This window comes from Brevundimonas sp. (genome assembly GCF_046299535.1).
Classification (GTDB): domain Bacteria; phylum Pseudomonadota; class Alphaproteobacteria; order Caulobacterales; family Caulobacteraceae; genus Brevundimonas.
In genome coordinates this window covers 101,752-126,986 of record NZ_JBKBIB010000005.1, presented here as the reverse complement: position 1 = coordinate 126,986, position 25,235 = coordinate 101,752, and the positions used below count along the sequence as shown (strand labels likewise).

The window sequence follows — 25,235 nt, the reverse complement described above, 5'->3', positions numbered from 1 at the left end:
GCGCCGGGGAGGTTGCCTTGCTGCTGCTGGATCAGGAATTCGTTCGAGACCATCTGACGGTCGAGGCGTGCATTCCGCTGGTGCGCGAGGCGATGATCGCCCTGTCAGCCGGCCAGACCCTTCAGCCCCTGCGCAGCGTGCTGCATCTGGCGGAGGGACGCGCCTTCGGGGTGATGCCGGGCGCCATGGCGGGGGACGCGGTGTTCGGGGCCAAGCTGGTCAGCGTCTATCCGGAGAATTTCGCCCAAGGGCGGCCATCCCATCAGGGGGTCATCACCCTGTTTGATCCCGACAACGGCGCGCCCTCGGCGCTGGTGCACGCCGGGGAGGTCACGCGCATCCGCACGGCCTGCGCCAGCGCGGCGGCGACCGACGTTCTGGCCCGGCCGGACGCCACGCGGCTGGCGGTGCTCGGCTACGGCGAACAGGCGAGGGCGCACGTGGCCGCCATGGCCGCCGTGCGGTCGCTGTCCGAGGTCCGCGTGTGGGGGCGGTCTCCGGACCGCGCCCGGGCCTTCGCAACTGACCTGCAGGCCGAACACGCGATCCCTGTCGAGGCGGTCCGCGAGGGTCGCGAAGCCGTCCGTGACGCCGACATCATCTGCACCGTGACTGCGGCGGCGGAGCCGATCCTGATTTCGGAATGGGTGAGCGACGGGACCCATATCAACGCCGTGGGCTCCAGCTACGCCGGGCCGGTGGAGATCGCGCCGGACCTTGTGGCCCGCAGCCGCTTCCTCGCGGATTATGGGCCCGGTGTTCTGGCGCAGGGTGCCGAGTTTCTGGCGGCGAAACAGGCTGGTCTGATCGACGACAGTCACGTGGTCGGCGAGATCGGGCAGGTGTTCGCCGGAACTCTGAAAGGCCGCACCCGGCCCGATCAGGTCACTGTCTACAAGTCTCTGGGCCATGTGGTGCAGGATCTGGCCTGCGCATCCTGGCTGGTGGATCAGGCGCGGCGGCGCGGCGGCGGCGTCGAGGTCGCCTTCTGAGCGGCGCGCTCTACTCGGTCATGAAGTCGCGCACGGCGTCTGCGAGAGCCTCGAGGTTTGTCTCCTCAATGAAAACCGAGTGGCCAGAGGCGAAGTAGGCCGCGGTGAGCCGGTCGGCTGGAATGCCCGCCTGATCCAGGGTGTAGCGCCCGCCGTAGGCCGGGGTGGACAGGTCATAGTACCCGGCCGACCAGAACACCCGCATGTCGGGGTCGCGCGCCATGGCCTCGGCCAGATGCGGAATGGCGTCGGTGAAGCCTTCGTGGTTCCAGGCGCTGTTCACCTCCAGATTCAGGGCCTGGTAGGCGTCTTCGGCCCGGAAATCCAGCACATCGCCGTAGTAGGCGTCGACCACCGACACCCCTTCGGCGGGCCGGAACACGGTCTCCTCGGGGTCAGCCGGTCGCGCGGCGGCCTCGGGCCCGTAGTTCATGCCGGGGTCGTCATAGGGCGGGCGCTGCGCCGGAGCGTCCAGCCGGGCCGTAGCGCGCGCGTCCAGCTGGCCGGTGCGCAGGCCCTGATCCGCCAGCACGTTGAACATGAACAGGGTGTTCGTGATGCGCAGATCGTTCTCGGCGATCGGGGCGGCGGGCAGGCCGGTCATCGCCGACAGCCGCGCGGCCATGGCGTCCCGCTCGGCGTCGGGCAGGGCGGCGCCCTGGATCAGCGCCGCGATGTAGTCCGTGCGCGCGAACGCCACGGCGTCCTCGTACACCTGCTCGACCGTGCGGCCGTCGCGGGCGGCACGGCCATGATGCCAGGCGGCGGCGGCATAGCTGGGCAGGGACGACATATGGGCGAGGATGCCGCTCCGTTCCCCGGGCACCAGGGCGAACAGCAGCACGCCGTCGAAATCCAGATCGGGGGCCACGCGCGTGATCTCCGCCGCGCGGATGGTGCCGTAGCTCTGGCCCAGCATGTAGCGGGGCGAGTCCCTCCGGTCATGGCGCGCCAGCCAGTCGCGGATGACGTCAGCGACGGACCGGGCGTCGCCCGAGCGGCTCCAGAACGGGGACCCATCGTCATGGGGACGGCTGTACCCCGTGCCCACGGGGTCGATGAACACCAGATCCGCCGCATCCAGCAGGCTGTGGGGATTCATGGCCAGGTACTGGTCGTCCGCCTCGCCGAAACGGCGCATGGGGCCGAAGGCGCCGAAGTGCAGCGGGGTGGTGGAGGCGCCGGGGCCGCCGTTGAAGATGAACAGCACGGGTCGATCGCCGGCCGCGTCCGTCCGGATGTAGCTGGTGGTGACCACTGTTCCCGAGGCGTCGCCGTCTTCGGACCGGACCGCGGTCTCGGTCACGACGGCCTGATAGGCGACCGGCCCGGCCTCCAGCTGCGCCACATGGGAGGTGGCGACGGAGCGGGGGCTCTGTACATCCTGGGCGGCGGCGGGCGTGGCGAGCGCCAGGGCGACGGCGACCCCGGCTGCGAGGTTTTGGAACGACTGGATCATGACGCACTCCGGGAATCGGGACCGACGCCGAACCGGCCGCGCACCAGATACCAAGCGGCGCCGATCAGCCCCCAGACCGTGAGCGCCACATAGGGTCGCCAGTCGGCGGTGAGGCCGAGCAGGACCACGACCACCGAGGCGACGACCCCCAGCCAGCCCCAGATGGCGACGAAGCGTCGGCTGGGACGGAAGGCGGCCTGGGCGTGGATCTCGGGGTGGTGTTGCGCGATGCGCGTGGCCGACAGGCAGGTGGCGCCATACTTCAGCAGCGTTGGCACGTTCACGGCCAGGAACAGGGCCGTCAGGTTCATGGGCGCCAGAAGACCCAGGACGCAGAGGCCGAAAGCAACGGCCAGCGCAATGTGCGGCGTCTGGAAGCGCGGATGAACCCGGGCCAGCGACGCGGGCAGGGCGCCCGCGCGGGCCATGGCGAACAGATAGCGGCTGAACACCATGGCCAGGGCGTTCAGGGACTTGCCGATGGCGAGCACCGCCGCGAGGACGATGACGGGCCGGGCGATGTCGTCACCCATGAACACGGCGGCGGCGTCCAGAACCGGGGTTTCACTGGCGGCCAGCGCCTCGGGTCCCAGCACGCCCAGGGCCACGGCCGCCACCATCAGATACAGGATCATGGCCGAGACGATGGAGGCGGCCACGCCTATGGGGATGGCGCGTCGGCTGTTGCGGACCTCGTCGCCGACCTCGGTGGCGGCCTCGATACCGAAGAACAGGCCGATCAGGACCGGGGTGGCGGCCAGCACGCCGGCCCAGCCTTCGGACATGAAGGGGGTGAAGGACTCCGGCTGAACCGAGGGCGCCCCCCAGCCGGCGAACACGAAGAACAGAACGATCAGGCCCGCCATCAGCACGGTCTGGACCCGCGCGGCGATGGCCACGCCCCACAGGTTGAGCCCGAAGATCAGAACGAACACGCCCAGCATGGTCGCCTTGGTGGGAACCGGGACCAGCATCGAGACATAGCGGGTGAGGACGAGCGCAAGGATCAGCATGGCCCCCACGCTGCCGGCGATGCGCAGCCAGGCGATCATGAAGCCGGTCGCGGGCGACAGGAACCGGCGCGGCCACTCGTAGGAAGCGCCCGCCGTCGGCAGGGCCGATCCCATGAAGGCGTAGGTCACCGCGATGATGAACATGGGGACCGCTGCGAGGGCGACCGCCAGCAGCATGGCCGGTCCGGCCAGGGCCGTGGCGGGCGCGATGACCGAAAAGATCGAGACCCCGACGGCCAGACCCAGCCCCAGGGCGATGACCGAGATCAGACCCACGCCCTGTTTCAGATGCGGCGCATCAGCCATGGAGCGTTCCCCTTTCATGGGACAGCAGCCATGCGGCCGCCGCCAGATCCTGGGCGGCGTGGCCCAGGGATTTGTAGACCGTGACCTGATCGGCGCCGGTACGACCCGGGTGTCGGCCCGAGAAGACCTCCCCGATCTCGGCCACCACGTGATCGTTGCTCACGCGGCCCTGCTCGCGGGCGCGCAGGAACTCGCCGCCGTGGGCGAGGACGTGGTCGCGATGATCGGCGATGAACAGGCTGCCCGCGACGACGTCGGCGTCCGCCTCGGCCGCATGGGGGCCGCTGGAGCCCACGAGATTCACGTGGGTTCCCGGCGCGATCCACGCACCCTTCAGCACGGGATCGGATGCGGTGGTGAGGGTGCAGACCACATCGGCGCCCTCTACCGCTTGGGCCGCCGTCGCACAGGGCACGACGTCCAGGCCGAAGCGCTCTTGCATGTCACCGGCGAAGGCCGTGACACCCTCAAGATCCCGCCCCCAGACCCGGACTGTCGTCAGCGGTCGCACCGCCGCAATCGCTTCCAGATGCGCCTCGGCCTGGGCGCCGGCTCCGAGCAGGGCCAGGACTCGGGCGTCATCCCGCGCCAGTGCGTCGGTGGCCGCCGCCGTGGCTGCGGCGGTGCGGATGCGGGTGATCTCTTCGGCGTCGCCTACGAAGACCGGGCGGCCGTCGTCCGTGTCGAACAGCACGACCAGACCCTGATGCCGTCGGCGGCCGGGGCGGTCCGCCGCGCCGTAAACGCTGACCAGCTTGGCGCCGAACCCGGCGGCGGACACGGCCGGCATCAGCGCGAAGGTGCGCCCTTCGCCCATGGGCAGGAAGCTGCGCAGCGTCTGCCCGACCCGGCCGTCTGAAAGCTCGATCATGGCCTGGCGCATCAGGGGAATGCAGGCGGCGATGCTCAGCCGCGATCGCACTGCCTCGGCGTCCATGACTACCAAGGCGTCGCTCAAGCCAGCGCCTCCACCAGACGGTCCACATCGGCCGGCGTGTTGAAGACCGACGCAGACACGCGCAGCCGGTGCGCGCCCAGGGTAACCCGCACGCCCGCGCGCCGCAGCCGCTCCGCGAAGGTCTGGCGGGCGTCCCTGTAGGCGAAGGCGATCAGCGGGCTGGTGCTGTCCTCGGGCGTCATTGGCTCGAAGCCCACGCGCGGCAGCTCGGCGCGGGCCCGTTCGATGACCGGCTGGCGCCAGGTCTGAATGGTCTCCACGCCCAGCGACTGGATGTAGTCCAGCGACCAGTCCAGATGCGCAACGCCGGTGTTGGAGAAGGTGCCCACCGCGAACAGGCCGGTGGCGTCATCACGCGCGCGGGTCTCGAACAGTTTCGGACCCGGCGGATCATAGGGATAGGCGTGGCTGGAGAAGGCGGCCAGCTGCTGATAGCCGGCCTGGGGCCGGCGCAGCCGGGGGATCAAGTCGGCCCGGGCGTAGAGAAAGCCCAGTCCCATGTCGCCCATCAGCCATTTGTAGCTGGACGACGCCACCAGATCGACGCCGGTGGCGCGCACGTCGAAGGGCACGGCGCCGATCGCGTGGACCGCGTCCACATAGACATGGGCCCCATGGGCGTGGGCCAGATCGCACACGGCCTTCAGGTCATGCTGGAAGCCGTTGATGGTGGAGACGGCGGACAGGGCCACCAGACGCGTGCGGTCGTTCACCGCCGCCTCCATGTCCGACATGAGGATGCGGTTCTCGCGCATGGGCAGGATCACCACCTCCATGCCCGCACGCTCCAGCTCGGCGTACAGGTGGAACGAGCCGAAGAAGTGCAGGGCGTCGGTGACGATGCGGCCGCCCACTTCGGGAATGCCCAGGGCGCTGACGGCCAGTTGCTCGCCCGCGGACGTGCTCTGGACATAGGCCACCTCAGCTGGCGTGGCGTTGATGAGGGCCGCGAACCGCTCCAGCACCGACTGCCGCAGCGGTCCGAAATCGTAGCCGTCGGGGCCTCCGTTCATGGCGCGGGACTCGAGATAGAGCCGCACCGACTCCCGCGCGCCCACGCTGAAGGGATGGACCGACCCCGCGTCCAGATAGACGCCCTGGATGTCCGGATACTGATCGGTGGCGGGTAAGGCCGGAACAGACCCGCCGACACCCGCGACGGCGGGCGCAGCGCCGGCGGCCGCGGGCAGGGCGGCGGCGGCGGCCAGCCAGCTTCGCCGCGTCAGTCCCTGTGCCCGCTCGTCCGCCATGATCCTCTCCTCAAACTGAATCCATCACAGGGCGCAGGCGCTGTCCGGAGCGCCGTCGACCCGTTCCCACCGCCAGCCGCTGACGGGCTCGCCGCGCGGCAGGTAGCTGACGCCATAGGTGCGACCGTCGCGGCGGATGGTCATCTCCATCATGCGGTCCTCAGCGCCCTGCGCCTCGCGCACCGGCGTGATCGACAGGATTTCGTCTCCCTCCGCAAGTCCGGCCCGGGCGGCGGCGGACTCCGGCAACAGGTCCGCCACCACGCCGAGCCGCATCTCGTCGAAGCCCAGATGGAAGGGACGATGCGACACCTGCACCGGCCGCAGGCAGGGGGCGAAGGATTGCGGATGGGGGGTAATAGCCTGACCCGAGATCATGGCGTCGAAGTCGGCCTGGGCCGCGTCGCCGATCTCGGCCTGCACCATTGCGACCCATTCCGTGAGGCCGACGGTCTCGCCGGCCTTCTGACGCGCCAGAACCGTCACGACCAGATCGTCCAGCGACCGCGCCCCGTCGGAGGCGGCGCGGACCTGAGCGTCGACATTGGCGAGATAGATGAAGCCCCGACCGTAAGGGATGCGCTGCGCCCGGGAGTCGCTCCAGAAAATCTGGCCGGCTTCCTCGTTCGACAGGCTGATGTGCGGGTTGGCGTAATAGGCGTCCGCGCGGCGGTTGATGATGTCCAGGAACTCATCAAAGTCCAGAAGCCCGGCCCGAAGCGCCAGCAGTGAGGAATAGAACTCGGCAGTTCCCTCCGTGTACCAGGCGGTCAGGGCGTGGGGATCGCCGCCGTTCAGGCGGGGCCAGTTGTGGGCCATCTCGTGGGCCAGCAGTATCTGCAGCCCGTCGCTGGTGGTCTCACCCCCCGCGCCGTAGCCGAACATGAAGGACTGGGCCAGGGCCGTGCCGCCGCCTGCCGGATAGGGATTCTCGCGAATGAACACCCGGTAGGGCGCGCCGGGATCGTTGAAGAATTCCGACATGTAGGTGTAGAGCGCGCGCGTCTCGGCGGCCAGGTCGTCGATGTCGAAGGGCGGCTGCGACAGCCAGTAGAGGGCGAAGTCGTCCGCGCCCGCCTCCGGCTCGCTGGCCACCGCCCCCACCGCGTAGAACGAGAAGGCCAAGGTGCTGGCCGGCGCGGTGACGGAGCGTTCTCCCTCGCCGAAACTCCATACCCCTCGCGCGCCCGCGGGCAGGGCGGACAGATCCCAGGTCAGGGTGATCCGGTAGGGGGTCTCAACCACGGGCAAGGCGAAGAAATAGACCCCGGCGCCCATCAGCCCGCCGTCCTGGGCGCGCAGGTCGAACAGGGGGCCGTTGCGGGTCTCCGACGACACCGGTCGCGGGGTGACGGCGTAGGTGACAATCACATCGCCCTCCGCCGCCCGGTCGGCCAGATAGTGGCGATAGACGCCCTCGGGCGTCGGCTCCGCATCCTCGGCCCGAAGGGTCAGCAGGCCGCGGCCGTCGCGAACCTGAATGTCCGCGGCCTCATAGGCCGCGGTCGGTGTCGAGACCAGCGTAACCGGCATGCGCAGCAGCGCATCCGCGGCGTCGCCGCCCGGCGCGGGGAACCGCAGCTCCACCTCCAGCCGATCCACCCCGCCGTCCGCCGCAGGGCGGGGCGTCAGGGTGACGGACAGCGGCGGCGGCTCATCCGCCCACGCCGCCGGCGCGATGAGGAGAACGCAAAGAAGAAAGAGGTGTTGAAGGCGCGGCATGAGCCCTGTCCGATATGGATTTGATCCTTGGTACGATACAAAAATCCCCCGGAGAGTTTCATGCGATCTTTGCACTGGAGAGACTCGCCGGCGGCTATTTTATGCAGGGGAATCCAAGAGAGGCGCATGATTAGCCTCGGGGTCGCGGCCCTTCATCATCTTGCACTCAAGGCGGTGTCGGTTTCACCGGCACGAGGTGGCCTAACGTCAAGTCGGGATGTCGACAGCCCCGCATATACTATGACGGTCGCTTTCTCGCACAGGACAAGGCCGCTTTGGTTGGTGCTATTCTCCACCGGGTCAGGACCTGAGTGTCCGAATCTGCCCAGCAGTGCGCGCCGGGAGGATCGGGTGAATATTAGTCAAGGGTTCACGGGGTGGCGTCGACAGTGGTTTGGCTGATGGTCAACACGCGATATGCTTTGATGGCGTTTGAATAAATGCTGTGCCTCGTAGGCGCCCAATATTGATGAGATTTCTCAATAGGCGTCGAAAGACAGGCGTCTAACGCGCTTGTGATGATAGATTTTATCCAGTATTTCAACGACCAAGTAACTTGATTACCCTTCAATCGGCATTGCCAACCTCGCGATCGTTGTAAAGACAATAAAGACAGAGAAATACAAATCGTCCATTTAATTGAGTGGGAGTGATCCCCTCCGGCCTCCGCCAAGACTATGCCGGCGGCCAGATCTCGCGGGTGAAGGCCAGGGCGCCGCGCGACATGCCCTTGAACTTGGGCGCCTCGGCCAAGGGCGCGACCAGGAGGGCCGCGCCCGGGGACGCCTCGCGTTTGATGCGGTGATAGAGACGCGAGCGGGTCAGGGCGCTGACCACGATATAGAGACCATCGGCCAGCCTGCAGACGGCCGTGGCGGGGAAGGTAATGTCCCCGTCGGGGGCCACATGGACCAGATAGGGCCGGGGGCCGGGCGTGTTTTCTGAAGCGCTCACCGGCCGACCACGCTGATGTCGCCGTTGCGCTCCAGCGAGGCCGATTTCACTTGGTCGGGATCATCGTGCCCGGCTTCCCTGAGCGCCATGCGCAGATCGCCATGGCCCAGACCGGCGTGGCGCAGCGCCGCCTCGTCGACTTCTCCGTCGCGGATCAGGCGGACCGAAGCGCCCTTGGTCAGGGTGCTGAGCCAGGGCAATCGCGCCGCGCCCGCCACCAGCAGGCCATGCAGCACAACCAGAACCACGGTGGCCGCGATGGTGGCTATGAACGGAGCATTGCCGGTCAGGGCGCGGCTGAGGTTCGAGCCGACGATGACGGCCAGGATGATGTCCAGCGCACTCCATTTGCCGAAGGCGCGGGTGGCGGCGAAGCGGACGATCAGGACTCCCAGAACGAAGACCAGCGCGGCCCGCAGCGACATCTGCAGCCAGCCGATGTCCTGCCCGTGGGTTCCGATGACAGCGTGCAGGGTTTCCATCAGGACGCCCGCGTCACGGCGAGGGAACCGTCGGTTTCGAGAAACACGGCGTCCGCGTCATCAAGGCCCCGCCCCCCGGACTGGCGTATGGCGGCCTCGATCTCATCTCTGGTGATGCGCTGGCGCCGCATGGCCCGGCCCAGCAATTCGCCCTTGCGGACCAGCAGGGTGGGCTCGGCTTTCACAATGTCGTCGACCCAGGGCAGGTGAACGGATGCGGCCGTGACGATGAATTGCATGCCCACCAGCAACGCAAGGGCGACGATGCCGTCGACGAGCGACAGGGTGCTGCTGGTGATGACCGAAGCCAGGGTCGACCCGATGGCGATGGTGATGATGAAATCGAAGGCGTTCAGCTTGGCCAGGGTTCGTTTTCCCGACATCCGCAGAATCAGGATCAGCGACACGTAGGCCGCCGGCGCGATCAGCAGGATGCGCAGGATGCCGTCCCAGCCGTTGAAGATGGCGTCAGGCATGGTTCCTCCTGACTGTCGAACGGTTTGCCATCGCCGGGGTTGCGGTTTGCGGCGCCGACAATGGATCTCAGACATTCACGCGCGTGATAGTGAATGTTGACAGGTCGGCGGAACCGTGTCCCACTCCCTCTCCGAGAGCGTCGCCATTCACGAGCGATGCCGAGGGAGGAAAACAGATGAGGGCGATACTTCTCGCGTCGGCTTGCGCCGCCGCTACTCTGGCGACGTTCGCGCCGGCACAGGCCGCCGCGACCCGGGACGATCAGGACCGGAACCGTCAGGATGCTGAAGCCACCGAGGTCAGCGAGGTCATCGTTACGGCGACCCGCCGCGCCGAGCGCATCCAGGACGTGCCCCTGAGCATCACGACCCTGTCGCAGGACGAACTGACCGAAAAGGGCATCGTCGGCTACGAGGGCCTGGCCACCGAGACGGCCGGCGTGGTGCTGAACCGCGCCAGCGCCAACTTCAACAATTTCACCGCGCGCGGCATCGCCACCAACGGCTACAACGCCAATCTGCAGAGCACGGTGGCGATCTATATCGACGAACTGCCGATCTCGTCGAACGGCAACTCCACCATTCTGGATCCCAGCCTGTTCGATGTGGAGCGGATCGAGTTCCTGCGCGGCCCGCAGGGTACGCTGTTCGGCTCGGGCTCGCTGGCCGGCGCCCTGCGCATCCTGACCCACGCGCCGGACCCCAACGTGTTCGAGGCCTCTTTCCTGGGGGACATCGGGGTGACGGGGTCGGACTCGCTGCGTCAGCGTTACAACGGCATGGTCAACGTGCCTCTGGTGGAAGACAAGCTGGCCCTGCGGGTTGTGGGGTTCCTTCGGGACGAGGAAGGCTACATCGACAACATCGGCACGGGTATCGAGAACTCGAACAGCCTGGAAAGCTGGGGCGGTCGCGCCACCCTTTTGTGGGAGCCGACCGATCGTCTGGCGGTGCAACTGCGCTACTCCCACGAGGAAAGCGAGCCGCAGGACTCCTCTCTGGTCAATCCGACCCTGGGCGAGGACACGCGCCGGTCGGATCGCCCGGACCGCTTCACAGGGGCCATGACCAACTACAATGTGACGCTGGATTACCAGTTTGACGGCGCCAGCCTGACCAGTTCGTCGACATGGTCGGAATTCGACGCCGAGTTCTATGTGGATCTGGCGGGCACCTTTGGGCAGGCCATCGCCTTCGCCCTGGATGCCGACGCCTGGGACGAGACCTTCGTACAGGAGGTGCGGCTGGCGTCGGATCCCGGCGGGCGGTTCGACTGGGTGCTGGGCGGCTTCTATTTCAAGCGGCGCAGGGATGTGGCCTATAACTATCGTTCGTCGCCGGAGTTTCTGGCGGCCTACGGCCTAACCGGCCTTCCCGACGAGTATTACTACCGGTTCGACAGCTATTTCATCTCGCATGAGAAGGCCCTGTTCGGTCAGCTGACCTACCGGTTCACGGACGATTTCTGGATCACGGGAGGGCTGCGTTATGGCAGCACCGACGCGCAGGGCTTCTTCCCCGCTGGCGGCTACAACAGCAACTATCTGACCCAGGCCCTGACGGCTGTGGCGTTGGGCCTGCAGGACCTTCCAATAACCGTGGTCCCGATAGTCGACACCGTCGTCGGTGCAAAGGCTGAGGAGAGCGGGCCGTCGTATCGCGCCAGCGTGTCATGGCGACCGACGCCGTCGCTGACGACCTACGCCACGGTGGCCACCGGATTTCGCGGCCCGATCGTCAACGCTCGAGGCGGGGACGGCAGCCCCTTCGACGAAGACGACCTGATCATTCCCTATGGCGCAAACTCCGACGAGTTGGTCAGCTACGAGGTCGGTCTGAAGGGCACGTGGATGAACGGTCGTCTGGCCGCCAATCTGGCGCTCTACTACATCGACTGGAACGACATTCAGGTGCAGGCGAACCGGGTGTCCGACCAGGTGCAGTTCGCCACCAACATCGGCGGCGCCTACAGCCGCGGGATCGAGTTCGAGGTCCGGGCCATTCCGGCCACGGGCTGGACGGTGGCCCTGAACGGGGCGCTGAACGACGCGGAGGTCGATGATCTGTCTGACGAGGAGGCGGCCATCTCCGGCGCGGTCCTGGGCGCCCGTCTGGCCGGCCCCCGGTTCAGCGGGTCCATGACGGTCAACTACAACTTCGACATCTTCCAGACCGCCGAGGCCAATGCGTCGTTGTCGGTGATCCATGTGGGCGATTTCCCGGGCTCGTTCCCCAATACGCCCGGGCAGCCCGGCGTGATCAGCCCCACCTATGACTGGACCGAGGAATACACGGTCGTGAACGGGGCCTTCGCCGTCGCCTTCGACCAGGTCACAGTGGCGGCCTATGTGGAGAACCTGTTCGACGACCGGTCCATCAACTACGTCCATCCCGAGGCCTTCGTTGACGGCAAGTACGGCGTGAACCGGCCGCGTACGGTGGGTGTGCGTCTGGGATATGCGTTCTGATGGCCGACGCATCCTCCTCCATCATCGCCCCGGGTGCGCCAGCCGCGCGCCCGGGGCTCCGGGCCTGGATCGTGCTGGCGATCCTGTGTTTCGTCTATGTGCTCAACTTCCTGGACCGGCAGCTTCTGGGCATTCTGGCCAAGCCCATCCAGGACGAGCTGGGCGTCACTGACGGCCAGCTGGGGCTGCTGACCGGTTTCTACTTCGCGCTGTTCTACTGCTTCCTGGCGATCCCGGTCGGCTGGCTCGCCGACCGGACCAACCGGACCAGGGTGCTGGCCGTCGCCTGCGGCCTGTGGAGCGCGGCCACTGCAGCCTGCGGCATGGCGACCAGCTATCCGCAGCTGGCGCTCGCGCGCATGGCCGTGGGCGTCGGAGAGGCCGGCGGGGTGCCGCCGTCGTACGCGATCATTTCGGACTATTTCCCGCCTGGCTCGCGCGGAACGGCGCTCAGCCTGTTCAACATGGGGCCGCCGATCGGCATGGCCCTGGGCGTCGCCTTCGGCGCGTCGATCGCCTCGACCTATTCGTGGCGTTTCGCCTTCATCTGGGTGGGGGTCATCGGGGTGATCACCGCCGTGATCATCTGGTTCTTCGTGCGCGAGCCGAAGAAGGGCGGTCTGGACGTCGCGCCTGCCGAGGCGGCGGTCCCGCAGGCCGAGCCGGCCGCGGCGCAGCCCAGGCCGGGCTTCTGGGCCACCTGCAAGATGTTCTTCACCGATCCGGTGCTGCTGCGCTGCGCGCTGGCCTGCGCTGCGACCCAGTTCATCACCTATGCCCTGCTCGGGTTCGCGGTGCTGTTCCTGATGCGCGAGAAGGGCATGACGCTGGAAGACGTGGCGGTCTGGTACGCCCTTGTGGTGCTGTTCGGCGCCAGCGCCGGGATGCTGGTCTCGGGCCGTCTCGTCGACCTGTTCGCGAGGCGCTGGAAATCGGCCTACGGCTATGTTCCTGCCATCGGCCTCGCCCTGGCGGCGCCGTTGTTCATCGGCTTCATCTGGGCGCCGAGCTGGCAGCTGGCCCTGATGTTCCTGCTGCTGCCGATGGGGCTGAACTACTTCTACCTGTCTCCGGCGGTGACGCTCGTCCAGGAGGAGGTGCGCCCCGACCAGCGCGTGCTCGCCGGCGCCCTGCTGCTGCTGGTGATGAACATGGTCGGGCTGGGGTTCGGCCCTACCTATCTGGGCTTCGCCAGCGATTTCTTCGCCCGCACCAATCCGGACAATTCGCTTCAGCTGGCCTTCTATACCCTGACGCCGTTCTACCTGCTGGCCATCGGCCTGTTCCTGTGGCTGGCCAGGGCGCTGAGGCAGCAGTCTCAATCCAAGGAGGTCGCGGCATGATCCGGTCCACCCTGTGCATGATGGCGGGGCTCGCGGCTCTGCTGATGTCGACGCAAACGTCGGCCAGTGACGCGCCTGTGGTCCAGGCCCCGGTCGGGTCGGCGAGGGGGGAGGCGCTGGACGGCGTCTCCGTCTTCCGGGGCATTCCCTACGCCGAGGCGCCGATCGGGCGGATGCGGTGGCGCGCGCCGGTGACCGCCGCGGGCTGGGAGGGCGTGCGGGACGCCACGCAGTTCGGCCCCGCCTGCCACCAGCCGCCGTCGCGGCCGGGCAGCATCTATGCGCCTGCGGAAACGCCGCGCATGAGCGAGGACTGCCTGTCGCTGAACGTCTGGACGCCGGAGACCGCGGAGAATGCGCCGGTGTTCGTGTGGATTCACGGCGGCTCCCTGACCGGCGGGTCGGGCGCCGAGGTCATGTACGACGGGGCGCTCATGGCGGCCGAGGGCGTGGTGGTGGTGACCATCAACTATCGCCTGGGCGTGCTGGGCTATCTGGCCCACCCGGACCTCAGCGCGGAGTCGCCGGACGGCGTGTCGGGCAACTACGGCCTGCTGGACCAGATCGAGGCCCTGCGCTGGGTCAACCGCAACATCGCCGCCTTCGGGGGTGACCCGAATAACGTCACCATCGCGGGCGAGTCCGCCGGCGCTCTGTCGGTCATGTACCTGATGGCCGCGCCGCAGGCCCACGGCCTGTTCCACAAGGCGGTGGCCCAGAGCGCCTACATGATCTCCACCCCGGCCCTGCGTGAGACGGTGCACGGGACGCCGCCGGCAGAAGAGGCGGGCGTGGCCCTCAGCCGCCAGCTTGAGGTGAGGGGACTGGCCCGGCTGCGGGCCATGGACCCGCAGGCCCTGACCATCGGTGCGGCCATGTCCGGCTTCCTGCCGCTGGGCAATGTGGACGGCCATGTGCTGCCCGCCCAGCCGGTTGAGGCATTCGAGCGGGGCGAGGCGGCGTCCGTGCCGATCCTGGCCGGATTCAATGAGGGCGAGATCCGCTCGCTGCGGTTCCTGCTGCCGCCCGAGCCCGCGAGCGCGGAGGCCTATGAGGCGGCCATCCGGGCGGCCTATGGCGACCTGGCCGACGCCATGCTGGCCCGCTATCCGTCCGGCGATCTGGACGAGGCCATGCTGGCGACCACGCGGGACGCCATGTACGGCTGGACCGCCGAGCGGCTGGTGCGTAACCAGACGGCGCAGGGCCGGCCGTCGTTCCTGTACTTCTTCAATCACAGTTATCCGGCCGCCGATGAGGCCGGGCTGCACGCCTTCCACGCCAGCGAGATTCCCTATGTCTTCGGCAGGGGCGACCGGACGCCGCCGCACTGGCCGGTGATCCCGGACACGGCCGTGGAATCGGGATTGTCCGACGCCATGTTGAGCTACTGGGTCAGCTTCGCGCGGGACGGGGTTCCGTCCGCAGAAGACCAGCCGGACTGGCGGGCCTATGGCGACGACCGGGCCTATATGGCCTTTGACCGGACGCCGGTTCCGGGCGCCCACCTGATGCCGGGCATGTTCGAGCTGGTCGAAGAGGTGGTCTGCCGCCGCCGCGTCCAGGGCGATCTGCCGTGGCACTGGAACGTGGGAGTCGCGTCGCCGCCGCTTCCTGCAGCAGCGGATTGCCGATGATCGACGGGGAGATGCAGTCCTTCCCGTTGACCCTTGACCGGTTCCTGGATCATGCCGCCAAATGGCATCCGGGCGTCGAGGTGGTCACGGCGCGTGGTGACGGTTCAAGCGAGCGTATGGGCTATGCCAGGCTGAGGACGCGCAGCCGCAAGGCTTCCGCGGTCCTGGCCGGGCTGGGGGTGAAACCGGGCGACCGGGTCGCCACCCTGGCCTGGAACACCCAGGCCCATGTGGAGGTCTGGTACGCGGTCATGGGCATGGGGGCGGTGTGCCATACGCTGAACCCCCGCCTGACAGAGGCGCAGCTGGCCGACATGGCGACCCAGTCCCACGCCCGCATTCTGATCGCGAGCGCTGACCTGGCGCCGCTGGCCCGCCGTATCGCCGCGCGCGCGCCGCTGATCGAGCGGGTGCTGGTGATCGACGCCGTGGCGGGGGACGAGCAGACCGAGCTTCTGGAGCCGATGATTGAAACGGCCGAGGGCGACGTGGTCTGGGGCGCGTTCGACGAAACGGCGCCCAGCGGCCTGTGCTTCACATCGGGCACCACCGGGGCGCCCAAGGGCGTGACCTATACCCACCGCTCCAGCTTCCTGCATACGCTGCGGGTGCTGCAGGCGGACGTGATGGCCTTTACGGCCGACGACGGCATCCTGATGGCGGTGCCCATGTTTCACGCCAACGCCTGGGGCCTGCCGTTCGCGGCCCCGGCGGTGGGCGCGCGTCTGATCCTGCCCGGCCGCTATCTGGACGGCGCGAGCCTGGCCGCCCTGATAAACGCCGAGGAGGCCACGGTGGGCGTCGGGGTGGCCACGGTCTGGCTGGCGCTGCTGGAGCATCTGGAGGCGACCGGCGGCCAGACCCCGTCGCTGACGCGCATCGTGGTCGGCGGGGCGCCGCTGGCGCCGGCGCTGATGGAGCGCATCGAGCGCGGGCTGGGCGTGACGGTCCAGACCAGCTGGGGCATGACGGAGATGTCGCCGTCCGGCACGGTGGCGCGACCGACCGACCCGGACCGCGCGGCGCACAAGTCGGGCCGCCCCGCCATCGGAGTCGATCTGTTGCTGACCGACGCGGACGGCCGGGCCCTGCCGGAGCAGCGGGGCGTGGAAGGCCATCTGAAGGTTCGCGGCGCGGCGGTGATCCAGCGCTATTTCGGCGAGGAAGAGAGCGCAACGGACCCGGACGGCTGGTTCGCCACGGGCGACCTGGCGCGCATCAGCCCCGAGGGCGATCTGATCATCACCGGCCGGGCCAAGGATCTGATCAAGTCCGGCGGGGAATGGATCAATCCGGCCGAGATCGAGGCGGTGGTCAGCGAACACCCGGAGGTTTCCCTGGCCGCGGTCATCGCCCGCTCCGATCCCAAATGGGGCGAACGGCCCATTCTTCTGGTCCAGACCCGGGAATCGGACACCATAAGCGACGAAGCCCTGCTGGCGCCGTTGCGCGAGAGGGTCGCCCCGTGGTGGATTCCCGACGCGGTCATCCGGCTGGACCAGATGCCGCTGGCCCCCACGGGCAAGATCGACAAGATGCGTTTGCGAGTAGACTATGGCGGCTGAGCCGAAGACGAAGACCAAAGCTGCGGCAGTCGCCGAGGCCAAGCCTCGCGAGGCGGTCGCGCGCGCTGCGCCCAAGCCCCGCAAGCGCCCGGTCAAGGAGCAGCAGCGCGCCGACAAGATGGAGCAGATCCTCGACGCGGCGGAGTATCTGTTCTCCGTGCATGGTCTGTACGGGGTGACGCTCAAGGACGTGGCCCAGAAGGTGGGCGTCCACCACACCCTGCTGAACTACTATTTCACCGACAAGAAGACCCTATTCGACGCGGTCATCGGACGGCGGGCGGGCGTGACCAGCGGCCTGCGCATGAAGGCGCTGGACGAGTATGACGCAGCCACGGGCGGCAAGCCCACGGTTGAGGGAGCCTTGCGGGCGTTCCTCGACACCGACCTCGACCTCTACAGCCAGGGTGGCGAGAGCTGGAAGAACTACGGCGCCCTGGGCGCGCTGGTGTCGAACACCACCTATGGCGCCGAGCTGATGGACCTGCACTTCGATCCGGTGGTCCTGCGTCTGATCGACCTGCTCAAGAAGGCCCTGCCGGACTGCGCCGAGGAAGACATCTTCTGGGGCTACCACTTCGTCACCGGCGCGCTGATGCTGACCCTGGCCCGCACAGGCCGGATCGACCGGCTGTCCGGCGGCCTGTGCAACTCGGATGACTACGGGGCGGTGAAGGATCGCATGGCCAGCTTCATGGCCGCGGGATTCATGTCGATCTGCAAACCCGACAAGGGCGCGGCCGGCTGAGTCCGGGCATATAAAATCAAAACGGTGACAGGAGATATGAGCATGGCGCTTCAAGGGCGTGTGGCGATCGTTACGGGTTCGGGCGGGGGACTGGGCCGCGAACATGCGCTGTACCTGGCGCGCAAGGGGGCGAAGGTCGTGGTCAATGATCTGTCGCAGGATGCGGCGGAGTCCGTGGCGGATGAAATCCGTGCGGCGGGCGGCGAAGCCCTGGCCGTGGCCGCCTCCGTCACCGACGAGGCCGCCGTCAGCGCCATGGTCAACCAGACCGTGGAGGCGTGGGGCCGCATCGACATCCTGATCAACAACGCCGGCATCCTGCGCGACAAGAGCTTCGCCAAGATGGACATGGCCGACTTCCGTCTGGTGGTGGATGTGCACCTGATGGGCGCGGCCATCTGCACCAAGGCCGTGTGGGAGCAGATGCGCCAGCAGTCGTTCGGCCGCATCGTCATGACCACGTCTTCCTCGGGCCTGTACGGCAATTTCGGCCAGGCCAACTATGGCGCGGCCAAGATGGCGCTGGTGGGCTTCATGCAGACCCTGTCCATCGAAGGCGAGAAATACGGCATCCGCGTCAACTGCCTGGCGCCCACGGCGGCGACCCAGATGACGGCGGACATCCTGCCCGAGGCGGCGTTGAAGGCGCTGGACCCGGCGCTGGTCAGCCCGGCGCTGCTGCCGCTGGTGGTGGACGACGCCCCGACGCGCACGGTGATCTGCGCCGGCGCCGGCCACTTCGCCACGGCGACGGTGACCCTCAGCCAGGGCCGCTACATCGGCGGTGGCGACGATGCGGGCGAGCGCCTGATCGCGGCGTGGGACGCGGTGTCGGACCAGACGGGCGCGCTGGTCCCGAACTACGGCTTCACCCAGGCCGAGCGTGAGGTGCAGAGCCTCGTGGCCGCGGCCGGGACCTGACGCCGGGCAGAAACAGGAGGCCGCCATGATCGACCGTCGCACGCTGATGATCTCGGGGGCGGCCTTCGCCGGGCTGGCCGCCGGTCCCGCCCGGGCGTCAGACGCGCTCGATCCGGTGGTGCTCCGCCTGCGCGAATTCGTGGAGCAGGGCGCGCTGCCGTTCGCGTCCCTGCGCGTGGCGCAGCGCGGACGCGTGCTGGTCGAGGCCCACATCCCGGGCGTCGAGACCATCGGGCCGCAGTCGATCTATCGCATCTATTCCATGACCAAGCCGGTGGTTGCGGCGGGCGCGGTTCTGCTGATGGAGGACGGCGACCTGAGGCTGGATACGCCGGTGGCCGGGATCGTGCCGGAGTTCGCGGATCTTCAGGTTCTGGGCGAGGGGGACGCGCGCGTCCCGGCCCGCGTCATGACGGTGGGTCATCTGCTGACCCACACCTGCGGCCTGGCCAACAGCTGGGGCGATGCGCGTGTCGCGCCGCTGTACCGGCAGGCGGGCCTGACCGCAGCCGCCTGGATGTACGATCCGGAGATCGGCGGGCTGGCCGGGTTCGCGCGGCGGCTGGGCGAGCTGCCGCTGGACCATCAGCCGGGGGCCGACTGGTTGTACGGCTACGGCCTCGACATCGCGGGGCTGGTGATCGAACGGATCAACGGCGAGCGGCTGGGGGATTTTCTCAAGCACCGCATCTTTGACCCGCTGGGCATGGCCGACACCGGCTTCTATATGCCGGAGGACAGGGCCGACCGGCTGGCGGGGCTCTATACGGCGGGCGAGGACGGGCTGACGCGGGTCGCCTCCGGCGCGGAGCTGAACCCGTTGCGCCGGCCGCTGGCGGATTCCGGCAGCGGGGCGCTGGTGTCGACGCTGTCGGACTATGGCCGGTTCGCCGACATGCTGGCGAACGGCGGGGCTCTGGACGGGGCGCGGATCATGAGCGCGGAGTCCGCTCGCTTGATGATGACGCCCTGGGGGCCGCAGGATCACATCGAGTCGCGGCTGCGCCAGTTTTACGGCGGGCGGCTGGAGGGCCGGATGGGGCAGGCGCTTGGCGGGGTGACCCGGCTGGACGACGGGTCCGGGCCCGGCTCGACCGGCGAATACGCGTGGGGCGGGGCGGCGGGCACCGGGTTCTGGGCCACGCCCGGGCTCGGCCTGTCGGTGACGATGATGACCCAGGTCATGCCCGCCGGCGCCGCGCCCTCGCGCGACGCCCTGAGGCCGCTGATCTATGAGGCGCTGGCCGGGGTCTGAGCCGACCAGCGCCCGACGTGTTCTAGTAAATCTCGAACAACCCTGCGGCTCCCATGCCGCCGCCGACGCACATGGTGACGACGCCGTACTTGGCGCCGCGCCGCTTGCCTTCGATCAGCACGTGGCCGGTCATGCGGGCGCCGGACATGCCGTAGGGGTGGCCGATGGAGATGGCGCCGCCGGACACGTTCAGGCGGTCATTGGGAATGCCCAGCTTGTCGCGGCAGTACAGGACCTGCACCGCGAAGGCCTCGTTCAGCTCCCAGATGCCGATGTCGTCCACGGTCAGGCCGTGCTGTTTCAGCAGCTTGGGCACGGCGAAGACGGGACCGATGCCCATTTCGTCCGGCTCGCAGCCCGCCACGGCCATGCCGCGATAGGCGCCCAGGGGCGTCAGGCCGCGCCGCTCCGCGTCCTTCGCCTCCATGATGACAGAGGCCGAGGCGCCGTCCGACAGCTGGGACGCATTACCCGCGGTGATGAAACGGCCCTGTTCGATCTTCTCGCCCCCGCCGAAGACGGGCTTGAGCGAGGACAGGCCTTCAAGGGTGGTTTCGGGGCGGTTGCCCTCGTCCTTGGACAGGGTGACTTCCTTGGCGGACACCTGACCGGTGGCCTTGTCCTGAACCTGCATGGTTGTGGTCATGGGGACCACCTCGGCGTCCAGATAACCGGCCGCCTGGGCCGCGGCGGTGCGCTGCTGCGACTGCAGGGCGTATTCGTCCTGGGCCTCGCGGGAGATGCCGTAGCGGTCCGCCACCACCTCGGCGGTCTCCAGCATGGACATGTAGATGTGGGGCGACAGCTTCAGCAGCGCCTCGTCCTTCATGCGGTAGAGGTTCATGTGCTGGTTCTGGACCAGCGAGATGCTCTCAAGGCCGCCGCCGACAGCCACCTGCTGGCCATCGATCATGACCTGCTTGGCCGCGGTGGCGATGGCCATGAGGCCCGAGGCGCACTGGCGGTCGAGGCTCATGCCGGCGACGCTGGCGGGCAGACCGGCGGCCAGCGCCACCTGACGGGCGATGTTGGGCGAGGTGGAGCCCTGCTGCAGGGCCGCGCCCATGATCACGTCTTCGATCTCGGCCGCATCGACGCCCGAGCGCTCGACCGCATGGCGCACCGCGTGGGCGCCCAGTTGCTGCGGCTGGGTGTCGTTGAAGGCGCCGCGGTAGGCCCGACCGATGGGGGTGCGGGCGGTGGAGACGATAACGGCTTCGCGGGACATGGCGCTCTCTGAATTGGCTTCGGGACTGTAACCGTATTTGACCACGACCGGCCCTCGCGAACCACCTGAAAAGCGGGGTCAGGCGGCGGCAATCGAGGCTTTCGCCGGCTAGTAGACGTCGCGCCGGTAGCGGCCCCGGGCGGTCAGGTCGTCGAGGGCCTCCGCGCCCAGAATTGCGGTCAGGGCGGCGTGGACTCCGGCGCCCATGGCCACGGCGCCGCAGACATGGATGACGGCGCCCCGGGCGATCCAGTCGCGCACCCGATCCGCGTGATCGCGCAGATGATCCTGAACGTACCGACCCTCGGCGCCGCGCGAGAATACGCGGTCCAGTCGTTCCAGCGTTCCCAGTGCGCGGCAGGTTTCCAACTCGGGCGTCAGGATGCGGTCGTGCTCGGGGTGGCGTTCGCCGAGGATCAGCCAGTTGGCGCCGCGCCCGGCCGCCTGCCGTTCCTTGATGTGGGCCCGCAGCCCCGCCAGCCCGCTTCCCGCGCCGATCAGGATCATGGGGGGGGAACCCCCGCGGCCGTGGAAGGCGCTGTTGGACCGGATGCGCAGGTCGACCGGCGCGCCGATCGCGCAGGCCTGCGTCAACCAGCCCGACGCCAGACCCGGCGCCCCGTCCGGGCCGCGCATCAGGCGCACGATCAGCTCCAGCCGGCCGTCCGCGGGCAGGGAGGCGACGGAGTATTCCCGGTGGGCGTGGGGCGGCCGGCCGGGCGTTGAGGGCACGCCGACTTCCGCGATGTCGCCAGCGCGCCAGTCGGGCATCGCGCCGACGGGCTCCAGCGCGATGCGCCACAGGCCCTCGCCTGGGCTGTCCGGGCCGTTCAGCCGCTCGCGCTCGATCAGGCGCCACGGGGCGTAGGCGGGGGGCGCCCAGTCCGGCGCGTCGGTCCGGCCGGTGATCTGGTTCAGTTGATGCTGCCAGTGACGGATGGCGCCGGTCTCGCCGTTGTCGACCTCGACGCGGTCGAACAGGGGGCGGGCTCCGTTCCCCCTCAGCCAGTCGTCCAGCGCCCGGGCGAAGGCGCAGAAATTGCGGTAGCTGCTGTCGCCGAGGGCGAGGACGCCATAGGTGACGCGGGACAGGTTCAGCGCGCCCATGCGGCGCAGGAAGGCGACGGCGGAATCCGGGGCGTCGCCCTCGCCGGTGGTGGAGGCGAGGAACAGTGCGCGGGGCGCGGCGGCGAGGCGCTCGGCGGTGAGGTCGCCGAGGCTGATCAGGGCGGTGGGGACGCCGCCGGCGTTCAGCGCGGCGGCGGTCATGCGGGCCAGCTCCTCGGCGAAACCGGTCTGGCTGGCGAAGACCACGAGGGTGGCGTCGGGCGCGGTCGGGGCTGTGTCGCCGGTCTTGCGCGCGCGGCGCAGGGCGATCAGGCCGATCAGGGCCAGCCACAGCATGGCGGCTGCGGCCGCCCACGCCCAACGGATGGGATCGGCGGTCATTCTGCGTCATCCAGCATGGCGGCGAGGGCGGGGCTGAAGCGTTCTTCCAGTCCGGCCGGTCCGCGCAGGATCATGCGCACGGCGAGGTCTTCGCGTTCGGCATGGGCCATACCCGCGCCGGGGCCCATGACCGTGAGGGCGCTGGCCAGGGCGTCGGCCTGCATGGCGGACGGGTGCAGCACGCTGACCGAGGCCACGCCGTTGTCGACCGGGCGTCCGGTGCGGCCGTCCAGGGTGTGTGAGAAGGCGCGACCGTCGTGCTCGAACACCCGCACCTGATCGCCGGAGGTGGCCACCGAAAGCCCGTGCAGGGCGGCCAGCATGCGAGGGGCGTCCAGACCCGGCGGTTGCTCCAGCTCCACCCACCATGGACGACCGTCGGGTTTGACGCCGCAGCCGCGCAGTTCGCCGCCGATCTCCACCAAATGGTGGGGCGCGCCTTCGGCGGTGAGACGTTCGGACACAGCGTCCACGGCGAAGCCCTTGGCGACGCCGGACAGATCCAGCCGCAGGCCGCCGGGCTGGATCCAGCGGGCGTCGGAATCCTGTTGAAGACGCTGCCAGCCGCCGATGGTGCGGGCGGCTTCGATCTCGGCATCGGCCGGGACATCGGCGCGCGGTCCGGGGGGGCCGAAGCCCCACAGGTTCACCAGCGCGCCCAGCGTCGGATCGAAGGCGCCGTCCGTCTCCTGCGCCAGCGACAGGGCGTAGCCCAGCACCTCGGCGAAGGGGCGGGGCAGGGCGTGGGCCTCGCACCCGCTGGCGGCGTTGAAGCGGGACAGGGCGCTGTCGGCGCGCCAGTGGCTCATCTGCTCATCCACCCGGGCGATCTCCTCGCGGACAGCGGCGGTCAGGCGCGGGCCGTCAGCGGGGTCGCCGACCGCGCGCACCGTCCACGACGTGCCCATGGCCTCGCCGGCCAGCACCAGCACCGCGCCGGACGGCCGCGCCGGAATCCGCTCCAGCGCGGGGATCAGTACGCGGTTGGCCGTCACCTCAGGGCAGGACTTCGAAGGTGGCGGTGTACTGAACGTTGCGGGCGTGCGCGCGGCCTTCACCGGCGGGGGTGCGGACCGACGCGTTGACCCAGTACAGACCGGCCTCGGTCCAGGTGATCTGGAACAGGCCGTCGGTGTCGGTGGTGACGGTCATCTCTTCGGGATTGTCGCGATAGCGCGAGCCGCCGCGCGCCACGGTGACTTCAACACCAGCGGCCGGGACGCCGTCGTTCAGCAGGCGGAACTGACCGGCTTCGCCGACGATCAGGTCGTTGGGATGGGTGACGGGAACCAGCTCCAGGCCCTGGCCGGTGGGTTCGAACACGGTCCGGGTCGGGGCGCCCAGGGTGGCGAAGGTCTCGATGCGGTTGGCGTTCTCCGTGCCCTCGATCTCGGCAGCGCCCTCGGGCAGGGCGGCGGGGAAGTCCGAGGCCGCGCCGCGCCAGCGCTGGCGCTCGCCGTTCAGGGTGTAGCTGGCGAAGAAGCCCGACGAGACATTGGCGATCTTGTACGTGCCGGGCTGGGTCAGGTGCACGTCGAAGGTGGAGCGGTAGCGGGCGCGGTGCTCGTTTTCAGCGGAGACGACCGAGCCGTCCGGCGCGATGATGACCAGACCGTCCAGTCGCATGGGGGCGTGGTCGGCGATGAACACCCCGTTGGACATGCCCGCGTCGATGGAGATCCAGCCGTCCGATCCCGACAGCACGGTGGACGAGGGCGCGATCCATGCCCGGTGGGCCTGGGCGGCCAGGGGGGCGGCCCCAACGGCCAGGGCGGCGAGGGCGAAGACGATCTTCTTCATGGCGTGAATCCTGAACAGCTTATCGGGTGACGGAGACGGTGACGGCGCCCAGCTCGGACGCGCCGCGCTGGGTGGCGGCGGGCGAGGCGGCGCCCCAGCGGAAGGGCACGCGCACCTCCTCGCGGCCGCCCAGTTCGCGCGCGGCCTCGACCACCAGGGTGTATTCCCCGGCGGGCAGATTGCGCAGCGGGCCGCGCGATCCGCTGAAGGTCAGGCTGTGGCGGCCCGGCGCGCGGGTGGCGCTGGATACGCCATCGGCGGGCAGGGTCATGGCGCGGCCCTCGCGGCGCCACCAGGTGCGCATGTCCTTGAGCCAGTCCTTGCCTTCGCCGGCGGGCAGGGCGGTGTCGTACCAGACCGCCAGGGTGCCGGCGGAGGTCCGGTCCGCCCGCTCGATCCACACCGCCACATAGGGACGGTGGTACGACGCCGTGGCGATGCGCGGGATCTCCACCGACACGTTCAGATCGGCGGCCATGGCCGGGGCGCCGGCGGCTCCGGCGGCGGCGAGGGCGAGGGGAAGGACGCGCATGAGCAAACTCGTCAGTGAATGAAGATGAGGGCGATGATGAGCGGGATCAGAAGCCCCAGCCCCACCAGCGGCCAGGTGGACGGACGGCCGCGCGCATGCAGCCACAGCAGGGCCAGGCCGGTGAGGCAGAACACCACGCAGGCGCCCGCGAAGATGTCGATGAACCAGGCCCAGACCACGCCGGTGTTGCGTCCCTTGTGCAGATCGTTGAGGTAGGCGACCCAGCCGTTGGTGGTCTGTTCGTGCAGCACGTCGCCGGTGGCGCGGTCGATGGTCAGCCAGCCGTCGCCGCCGGGCGCCGGCAGGGCCACATAGACCTCCACATCGATGGTCTCGGTAGGCTTGCCGGCCGTCGACACGCCCAGTTCGCCGTCCAGCCACCGGGCCACCGCGCCGGGTAGGGGATCGGTGGTTTCCGCGTTCATGGTCTCCAGCCGCCCCAGAAGGGGGGCGGGCAGGACGGCGGTCTGCTCGACCGTCACCGGCTCGGCGGGGATCTGGGCGGCGTGGTTCAGGGTGATGCCCGTGACTGCGAACAGGATCATGCCCACCAGACTCAACCCCGCGCTGATCCAGTGCCACTGGTGCAACTGCTTCAGCCAGAACGACCGTCGGGCGTTCAGGGCGGCGGCGGGCCGCTGGGCTGTGGCGGTGGTTGACATGGTGGGCGGATGAAT

Annotated in this window: 22 protein-coding genes; 8 read left to right on the top strand and 14 right to left on the bottom strand. The window is 68.9% G+C overall.

The window, feature by feature from the left end; genetic code table 11:
* Positions 1-17: 17 nt before the first annotated feature.
* A complete protein-coding gene (locus ACK4FB_RS05630; RefSeq protein WP_409748909.1) occupies positions 18-992 on the top strand; it encodes an ornithine cyclodeaminase family protein in 975 nt (324 codons plus the stop codon).
* A gap of 10 nt (positions 993-1,002) precedes the next feature.
* Here ACK4FB_RS05630 and ACK4FB_RS05625 read toward each other — a convergent pair whose 3' ends face one another.
* The 8 genes from ACK4FB_RS05625 to ACK4FB_RS05590 all read right to left on the bottom strand — a co-directional run bounded on the left by ACK4FB_RS05625 (position 1,003) and on the right by ACK4FB_RS05590 (position 9,612).
* Positions 1,003-2,451, bottom strand: coding sequence for a S10 family serine carboxypeptidase-like protein (locus ACK4FB_RS05625; RefSeq protein WP_409748906.1), 1,449 nt, complete (start codon positions 2,449-2,451; stop codon positions 1,003-1,005).
* Positions 2,448-3,770, bottom strand: coding sequence for an APC family permease (locus tag ACK4FB_RS05620; RefSeq protein WP_409748903.1), 1,323 nt, complete (start codon positions 3,768-3,770; stop codon positions 2,448-2,450). The genes ACK4FB_RS05625 and ACK4FB_RS05620 overlap by 4 nt, the downstream gene beginning before the upstream one ends.
* The gene (locus ACK4FB_RS05615) at positions 3,763-4,728 is read right to left on the bottom strand and encodes an ornithine cyclodeaminase family protein (protein WP_409748900.1); all 966 of its coding nucleotides are present in this window, start codon (positions 4,726-4,728) and stop codon (positions 3,763-3,765) included. The genes ACK4FB_RS05620 and ACK4FB_RS05615 overlap by 8 nt, the downstream gene beginning before the upstream one ends.
* Positions 4,725-5,978, bottom strand: coding sequence for an aminotransferase class V-fold PLP-dependent enzyme (locus ACK4FB_RS05610; protein WP_409748897.1), 1,254 nt, complete (start codon positions 5,976-5,978; stop codon positions 4,725-4,727). The genes ACK4FB_RS05615 and ACK4FB_RS05610 overlap by 4 nt, the downstream gene beginning before the upstream one ends.
* Before the next feature lie 24 nt (positions 5,979-6,002).
* The gene (locus ACK4FB_RS05605) at positions 6,003-7,700 is read right to left on the bottom strand and encodes a hypothetical protein (RefSeq protein WP_409748894.1); all 1,698 of its coding nucleotides are present in this window, start codon (positions 7,698-7,700) and stop codon (positions 6,003-6,005) included.
* A gap of 675 nt (positions 7,701-8,375) precedes the next feature.
* Complete coding sequence (locus tag ACK4FB_RS05600) at positions 8,376-8,654, bottom strand: hypothetical protein (protein WP_409748891.1); 279 nt, start codon at positions 8,652-8,654, stop codon at positions 8,376-8,378.
* Positions 8,651-9,136 (bottom strand): DUF421 domain-containing protein, encoded by a 486-nt coding sequence (locus tag ACK4FB_RS05595; protein ID WP_409748888.1) that lies wholly within the window; start codon positions 9,134-9,136, stop codon positions 8,651-8,653. The genes ACK4FB_RS05600 and ACK4FB_RS05595 overlap by 4 nt, the downstream gene beginning before the upstream one ends.
* Positions 9,136-9,612 (bottom strand): DUF421 domain-containing protein, encoded by a 477-nt coding sequence (locus ACK4FB_RS05590; protein WP_409748885.1) that lies wholly within the window; start codon positions 9,610-9,612, stop codon positions 9,136-9,138. The genes ACK4FB_RS05595 and ACK4FB_RS05590 overlap by 1 nt, the downstream gene beginning before the upstream one ends.
* 176 nt (positions 9,613-9,788) lie before the next feature.
* Here ACK4FB_RS05590 and ACK4FB_RS05585 point away from each other — a divergent pair, with 176 nt between their 5' ends.
* The 7 genes from ACK4FB_RS05585 to ACK4FB_RS05555 all read left to right on the top strand — a co-directional run bounded on the left by ACK4FB_RS05585 (position 9,789) and on the right by ACK4FB_RS05555 (position 19,549).
* Complete coding sequence (locus ACK4FB_RS05585) at positions 9,789-12,080, top strand: TonB-dependent receptor (RefSeq protein WP_409748882.1); 2,292 nt, start codon at positions 9,789-9,791, stop codon at positions 12,078-12,080.
* Positions 12,080-13,423: a spinster family MFS transporter gene (locus ACK4FB_RS05580; protein WP_409748880.1), complete on the top strand. Its 1,344-nt coding sequence runs from the start codon at positions 12,080-12,082 to the stop codon at positions 13,421-13,423. Before ACK4FB_RS05585 ends, ACK4FB_RS05580 begins: the two co-directional genes overlap by 1 nt.
* Complete coding sequence (locus ACK4FB_RS05575) at positions 13,420-15,060, top strand: carboxylesterase/lipase family protein (protein ID WP_409748877.1); 1,641 nt, start codon at positions 13,420-13,422, stop codon at positions 15,058-15,060. The genes ACK4FB_RS05580 and ACK4FB_RS05575 overlap by 4 nt, the downstream gene beginning before the upstream one ends.
* Positions 15,057-16,625: an AMP-binding protein gene (locus ACK4FB_RS05570; RefSeq protein ID WP_409748874.1), complete on the top strand. Its 1,569-nt coding sequence runs from the start codon at positions 15,057-15,059 to the stop codon at positions 16,623-16,625. The genes ACK4FB_RS05575 and ACK4FB_RS05570 overlap by 4 nt, the downstream gene beginning before the upstream one ends.
* Positions 16,626-16,743: 118 nt before the next feature.
* The gene (locus ACK4FB_RS05565; RefSeq protein ID WP_409749045.1) at positions 16,744-17,373 is read left to right on the top strand and encodes a TetR/AcrR family transcriptional regulator; all 630 of its coding nucleotides are present in this window, start codon (positions 16,744-16,746) and stop codon (positions 17,371-17,373) included.
* A gap of 42 nt (positions 17,374-17,415) precedes the next feature.
* Positions 17,416-18,294, top strand: coding sequence for an SDR family NAD(P)-dependent oxidoreductase (locus tag ACK4FB_RS05560; protein ID WP_409748872.1), 879 nt, complete (start codon positions 17,416-17,418; stop codon positions 18,292-18,294).
* Positions 18,295-18,319: 25 nt separating this feature from the next.
* Entirely contained in the window at positions 18,320-19,549 is a 1,230-nt protein-coding gene (locus tag ACK4FB_RS05555) for a serine hydrolase domain-containing protein (protein WP_409748869.1), read from the top strand.
* Positions 19,550-19,571: 22 nt separating this feature from the next.
* On the opposite strand, the gene ACK4FB_RS05550 is transcribed toward ACK4FB_RS05555, so the two are convergent.
* The 6 genes from ACK4FB_RS05550 to ACK4FB_RS05525 form a co-directional block, all read right to left on the bottom strand.
* A complete protein-coding gene (locus tag ACK4FB_RS05550) occupies positions 19,572-20,777 on the bottom strand; it encodes an acetyl-CoA C-acyltransferase (protein WP_409748866.1) in 1,206 nt (401 codons plus the stop codon).
* 108 nt (positions 20,778-20,885) lie between these two features.
* Positions 20,886-22,226 (bottom strand): sulfite reductase subunit alpha, encoded by a 1,341-nt coding sequence (locus ACK4FB_RS05545; protein WP_409748863.1) that lies wholly within the window; start codon positions 22,224-22,226, stop codon positions 20,886-20,888.
* Complete coding sequence (locus tag ACK4FB_RS05540; protein ID WP_409748860.1) at positions 22,223-23,221, bottom strand: FAD:protein FMN transferase; 999 nt, start codon at positions 23,219-23,221, stop codon at positions 22,223-22,225. Before ACK4FB_RS05540 ends, ACK4FB_RS05545 begins: the two co-directional genes overlap by 4 nt.
* A 1-nt stretch (position 23,222) precedes the next feature.
* Positions 23,223-24,026, bottom strand: coding sequence for a DUF4198 domain-containing protein (locus tag ACK4FB_RS05535; RefSeq protein ID WP_409748858.1), 804 nt, complete (start codon positions 24,024-24,026; stop codon positions 23,223-23,225).
* A gap of 19 nt (positions 24,027-24,045) precedes the next feature.
* Positions 24,046-24,558 carry a DUF2271 domain-containing protein gene (locus tag ACK4FB_RS05530; RefSeq protein WP_409748855.1) on the bottom strand — a complete coding sequence of 171 codons (513 nt, stop codon included), beginning with the start codon at positions 24,556-24,558 and terminating at the stop codon, positions 24,046-24,048.
* A gap of 11 nt (positions 24,559-24,569) precedes the next feature.
* Positions 24,570-25,220, bottom strand: coding sequence for a PepSY-associated TM helix domain-containing protein (locus ACK4FB_RS05525; protein ID WP_409748852.1), 651 nt, complete (start codon positions 25,218-25,220; stop codon positions 24,570-24,572).
* Positions 25,221-25,235 lie beyond the last annotated feature (15 nt).